This window comes from Nitrosomonas sp. (assembly GCF_040240425.1).
GTDB lineage: Bacteria > Pseudomonadota > Gammaproteobacteria > Burkholderiales > Nitrosomonadaceae > Nitrosomonas.
Map to the genome: position 1 here is coordinate 1 of NZ_QPHG01000070.1, position 5,966 is coordinate 5,966.

Genomic DNA, 5,966 nt, shown 5'->3' on the forward strand with positions numbered 1-5,966 from the left:
TATCTGCATAATCTGGCTTTCCGTAAATCGCTGCTTCTTCATCAGTAAAATTCCTCTTCGTCTACGATAGAAAATTCTACTGCTTTACTCGGTTAATTTTGGGGAGGATTACCCATGGATCTGTAACTGAATAATAATACTCAGTTAATTTTGTTCTGAGTTAACTGTTCGGCAAAAATATCAACCATGTTTTTTCATCGACGGTATAACAGGTAAGTTTTATTTCTTTGCGGTTGTCCTAATGTGAGCAGTGCGGGTATTGAGGACATTTTGTTCTTCGTTATCGAGTACCATGTGCGCTCGCTCAAGCCGTAAAGTCTCTCCGCGGAAAAATTTGGGTTCTCGTAAATTCCACAATACCATGAGCGGGACGCCAAAAAGTAGCGCGACCACGCCAATCAAGAATACGGTACCAACTCCCGCAATTGATCCACTTGATCCGTAATGGGGGTCCATCATGTTCCATGCCTGAATGATGCCTACCGCAATCAGAATGATGGCGGCAATCGAGGGGAAAATGACTTGAGAAATGGTAGTGTGCCAATGGTTGAATGCGGTACGGTGAAAATACAGCACGCAGGACAACGCAGCCACAGTGTAGTAAGTACATACCGCGATACTGACACTATGGATTGAATCCTTGACGATTGATTCGCTGATGAGACTCAACGTGATATAGATAATCAGCGTCATCAAACCGATCGTCCAAGTTGCAAATTTGGGTGTTTGCGTTGCTTCATTGACGGAAGAGAATTTGCGCGGAATGGCGCGATAGGTCGCCATGGCTAGCGCAGCACGCGCGGCTGGCATGATCGTCGACATGGTGGCTGAGAAAGCCGAAATTGCAATAATGAGCGCCGCAACAAATGCTCCTTTGGTTCCAATCATGCTGGTTGCCAGAACCGTGATGATCGAATCGATATTATCTTTGAAGGTTAAACTCGAATTGTCATGTGCATCTATGCCCGCGTATGCCAAAGCAGCAGTAGCGAAAACGACATAGGTGGCAACTGTGATGATCATGGCAATGATGCCGCTGCGTCCCGCCTGCTCCGCGCTGCCGCTGGTTTCTTCCGACATGGCCAGCGATGCGTCAAATCCCCAGAAAATGAATAATGCCACTAGGAATCCATTTAGAAATGCATGAAACGATGAAATGGCAAACGGATTAAACCATTCGAGTGACATAGGCTCGGCCGAGGGAACGGCATTGCCTTGCAAAACTTGTATGTACAATACTGCGGCGAGGGCGATAAGTCCGCCGTATTGTGTCATCGTCATAATCATGGTGGTGCGCGATGATTCCTCGGCGCCGAGTGCCGTCAGATAGGTCGTGCTTAAGATAAATAAGATCGCGACGCTAAAGTGAAACCATAACGGTGTTTCAGTCATATTCAGTATGATGGCCAGTGCATCGACAATAATTTGCGTCGCTGCAACGCCTGCCAGCACGCTTGCCAATAACAGCGCCCAGCCGCCAAACCAACCGAAACGCGGGCCGATCGCTTTCGTTCCCCAGGTAAATACGGTTCCGGAATCGGGCGCCGAGGTAGTCAGGTGCTTATAAGACAGCGCCACGAAGAACATTGGGATCACCGATAAAATAAATACGATCGGCAGCTGATAACCGCTCTGGGAAGCGCCATATCCCAAAGCGCCGGTTAACGAGTAGGCCGGTGCGGTAGCAGCGAGGCCGATCGTAACAGCCGCCGATTTGGATACCGATCCTTTTTTTAATCCTTTGGCTTTCAGGCCGTGCATTACTGTTTCTTCGTGCATGTCATTCCTCATGTTTTACCGGAGTGCTGAGAAAGCAAATCTCCCAGGTTCGCGCAGGAAAGTAACAAAGATTGGTAATGATGTCAAAAGCTGCAAGTGAGCGCCAAAGCACGCGATTTCAGTTGATTTTTATGCGATACGCCAGAAAATAAAGCGCCCTAACCCGCAAAAGCGATAAATCACCAGCGCAGTATTTTCTGGATTGGTGCTCTGTTTGATCTACGAGCTTATGATGTCCAATGAACCAACACCTGTCATGGTGATGAAATAAGGATCCGTAGTAGTGAAATCCAAAGCGGTCGCATCATGGATGCCCTCGTAAGGATTACCGGCGGTATCGGTGATGACTCCAGTTGCAATCTCGATGTGATACAGAGTATGCGGCAACAAATTTTCAACCGGGCTGATGACCATATCGCCATACTCATGGAATATCACTTGATTGGTATCATGAATATCGATGATGCGGGTGTCAGTGTCACTGCTGATCGTAATCTTGCCGTTACCTGCCGTCACTGGTTCGTCAAAACGCAATTGAATAACACTATCGGAGCGAAGTTGCAGTTCTTCATTCCAGAGAAAACTGACGGGCACGAATGGTTGACCGTTGCTTGCCATGAAATTGGTTCCATTCAACACGGGATTGGATTCAACCGGTGTGAAACCGAATCCGGATAAATCATCGGAGCCCGCAAAAGCATTGCCGTCGCTATCCATAACAACACCAGCCGCCATCCGGATAGTGTAGTGGGTACCGAGTACCCAATCGTGTAATGGTTTGACGAATACCTGACCATAATCATCGAATGTTACTTGGCTGTCGTCGTGAATATCAATCGCACGCGTATCGATGCCATTACTGATGACGATCTCGCCGTTACCGGGCAGTACTGCTTCATCGAATTGCAGCGTGATGGCATCATCGGCCTTGATAGTGATTTCTTCCATTGGAGCATACAAATTAACCCAATTAATACCGTTCAGCCACGGATTGGATGCAACCGTTGTGAAATGCATCGTGTTCGCTTCAATTCCATCAAATGCATGACCGGTGTCATCCGTGATCGCGTCCGCTGTCATTTGAACTGTGTATGAGGTGCCGGGAATAAGATCAGCGGATGGTTTAATGGTGACAGCGCCGGAAAAAATATTGGTGAAGGTCACCTGACTGGTATCGGTGATGTCAATCGTACGGGTATCCGAACCATTGCTGATCACAATGTCACCGCTACCGACTTTTATCCCTTGATTAAAATAAAAGGTAATGCCGCTATCCACTTTCAATGTTGAGTCGCTCGATAAATAGCTCCACCAGAGTGACGGGGCGGTAGAACTGACAGTAAAATCGAGTGCATTTGAATCGACGTTGCCTGCATAGGCATTGCCTGTCGTATCGGTAATAGTTCCAGCGGGGATTTGAATGTGATAGTGCGTGTTGGGAATCAAATCGGCTGCCGGGTTGATGGTAACAAAGCCGTCATAATCGCTAAATGTCACTTGGCTTGTATCGGTGATATCGATTGTGCGTGTATCCGAGCCATTGCTGAGAATGATATTGCCGCTGCCCGGGATCATGCGCTCGTCAAAATCGAGCCATATATTGTCATCAGCAGTCAACTCAGTGGGTGCGGATAAGTCTGAGTCGAACGGGCTATAGCCGATATTACCGATATTGCTGTAGCGGAGTAATGGCGTGGAGTCTGTAGTATTAAAACTCAATGTGTCAGGATCATCGATACTGGTATTCACATTCCCGGCGATATCCTGGATAACGCCGCTGTCCATCCGGATACTGTAATGGGTATTCGGAATCAAGTCTTGTGCCGGGTTGATGATGATCGAATTACCGAATAATTTGCTGCTGCTGAAAGTAATCTGGCTGGTGTCATTGACCCCTATTCTGCGGGTATCCGAACCGTTGCTGAGGATAATATCGCCGGTTCCAGCCATCACTTCGTTTTTAAAGTGCAATTCGATACTGTCATCGGCTTTTATCGCCGGTGCATGCATTGGATCGCTGTACGTTACGGATTTTTTTGCTGGAATTGGCGGCATCGGCTGTCCTTTTTGCAAGAGAAAATTGAACTGTGTTCACGGCATAAATGATGGCGCATAGCCAATCATCGCTGCCGGTCATTATCATGGAACATCAGTTTGGGCAAATTGCCGATTAACCGTAAAAAAGCCTGGGTTATTGGAATAAGCTGCTTGAAGGTGCGAATGGTTAATTCAAGTGGATTCGATAGCAGTTCATCGAGAATGAGATTAAGCGGATTGAACTAATCAGTCATCAACCGGTGTACGCCAGTCCGGTTTGCGCGAGTCCTGTCAGATGAATATTTTCCGCGTTGATGCCGGTGTCCGCAGCCAGTACCGCGAGTGCGCCAGTTGATATTTCGCCCGTGTCGAGCATGTTAATGTAGGGGGATTTTTCGCTTAGCGTGGGTGTGGAGCCGAACAGGTTTTGCCACAGCAGCATGACGATGTCTTCGTGACTGGTGAGTTTGGTTGCATCGATGGCGAAAGTAGCCAGTTGTTCGTAACTCAATCCTTCGTCGGCTTTAGTCAGGCCGATACCGGCGTAATCCTGATTGGCGACGGTGGCAGCGCCGAATACCGCGCCGAGCAGCTTGGCGACTTCTCCGGCGTGGCCGTCCAGATCTAGGGCCACGTGCGCATCAGCAAATTTCACCCGCTCGATGTTTGTCAATGTATCCTGATTGCCGGGATTGGCGTTGTCGGTGAGGGTGTAGCCGCCGGAAGTCTTGTTCAACGTGAATTGACTGCGCGCTGCACCCGCTTGCACCGTATCGATTCCGGCACCGCCATCCAAGGTGTTGCGGCTACCGTTGCCGATCAGGATATCGTTCCCTTGTCCGGCGATGGCGTTTTCAATCGTGACGTTATTGGCGATCCAGACATTCGGAACCGGCTGACCGACATTGACACCGTTGAGTTGAACGTAGACCGGCTGACCAATGAACGATCCATCGCCCGGATTCAAATCAATCACACTGGAAATCGCACCTTCGTAGTGAATGGTATCGGAAGCGCCGCCTACATCCCAAAGGGTCTCGTGATAGGTATTGGCGTCGTTGTAGGTGTAGGTATCGTTACCGGCATGGTAACGGGTGTTGGCGCCATATAAATATTGTATCGCTGCGATATCGAGCACCATCGGCGTGGTGGGATGAAAGGAAAATTCGTTACCTTCCACACCTTGCAGATCCGCGTAGGTATAACTCATGATGGTGTGGATGACGCTGTCCTGATTCTTTGGCAGCGTCGGCTTGGACGGATCGTCAGGGTCAGCGAAAGGATGCGTGAGACCCAAGGCATGGCCCAGTTCATGTAAAACAGATTCATACGAGATATTGCCAGGATCCCATTCCTGAAAATTGAGCAGACTATTGGTATTCATCCAGATATCACCCGCATAGGGACCGGTGCTGGGCAGATAAGCCCAAGCCAGGGTCAACTCATCGGGGTCCGAGGTATAGGCCGCGCGGATGTCGCCCACTGCGCTGGGGGTTTCCACAACGGGTACAAAGTTTAAATTGGCAACATTCGCCCATTGTTGCAGCGCTTTGACAAAAGCGGCTTGATCCAACGTGGTTAACGTTGTGAAGTCGCTTCTCCACGGTTCGCCATCACCAAACCGGGAACCGTATCCGCTCGAAAGTGAAGACCAATATAGTGAACTGTTACTGGCAGGAAAGCTGTAGGTGATGGTTGAGCTCAGCCAGCGTGTGCCGCCCGCCAGAGAATCAATCGAATTGTCATGGGAAAGCCTGGTATTCGTGATGCTGCTTGAGAAAAAGGGCGACGGCATAGTGAGTCCTTGATAATCGGTAAATTGAGGAATCGGCCTTGATGTTGGTTGCTAATCTAAATTGTTGCTACTCGTTTGTCTATCTTTACCAATACTTCACAATTTTTTGTAAGACTTCACAATAAACTAATATATCTTGTAATAATATGTTGAATAATATAAAAGAATCAATTGGGTAATGTGGATTGAGTGGTTGATATTTTAGTTAGGCAAGCGATTTTTTAAATAATTTTTAAGGGTCTTAGGAAGTTAAAGCGGGTTTAAACGTAACAATTTAAGAATTTCATGATAGAGATTATCACGGCGATGATTAAAACGAAATTCGGTTTCTTTCAAGTGCAGGTAGAAAGTATGT

Annotated in this window: 3 protein-coding genes and 1 pseudogene; all 4 read right to left on the reverse strand. The window is 48.0% G+C overall.

All coding sequences use genetic code 11. The features are described from left to right. Window positions 1-219: 219 nt before the first annotated feature. Complete coding sequence (locus tag DU481_RS15350) at window positions 220-1,779, reverse strand: APC family permease (RefSeq protein ID WP_350135940.1); 1,560 nt, start codon at window positions 1,777-1,779, stop codon at window positions 220-222. Window positions 1,780-1,998: 219 nt separating this feature from the next. After that, window positions 1,999-3,834, reverse strand: a complete 1,836-nt coding sequence (locus DU481_RS15355) for an Ig-like domain-containing domain (RefSeq protein WP_350135942.1) — start codon at window positions 3,832-3,834, stop codon at window positions 1,999-2,001. 235 nt (window positions 3,835-4,069) lie between these two features. Then, the gene (locus DU481_RS15360) at window positions 4,070-5,611 is read right to left on the reverse strand and encodes a M10 family metallopeptidase (RefSeq protein ID WP_350135943.1); all 1,542 of its coding nucleotides are present in this window, start codon (window positions 5,609-5,611) and stop codon (window positions 4,070-4,072) included. A gap of 249 nt (window positions 5,612-5,860) precedes the next feature. Beyond that, window positions 5,861-5,966 (reverse strand): annotated as a pseudogene (locus DU481_RS15365) (IS1595 family transposase); the annotation flags it as partial.

Excerpts from the sequence above, each read along its gene's own strand:
- DU481_RS15350 (WP_350135940.1), bottom strand. The coding sequence starts at position 1,779 with ATGCACGAAGAAACAGTAATGCACGGCCTGAAAGCCAAAGGATTAAAA.
- DU481_RS15355 (WP_350135942.1), bottom strand. The coding sequence starts at position 3,834 with ATGCCGCCAATTCCAGCAAAAAAATCCGTAACGTACAGCGATCCAATG.
- DU481_RS15360 (WP_350135943.1), bottom strand. The coding sequence starts at position 5,611 with ATGCCGTCGCCCTTTTTCTCAAGCAGCATCACGAATACCAGGCTTTCC.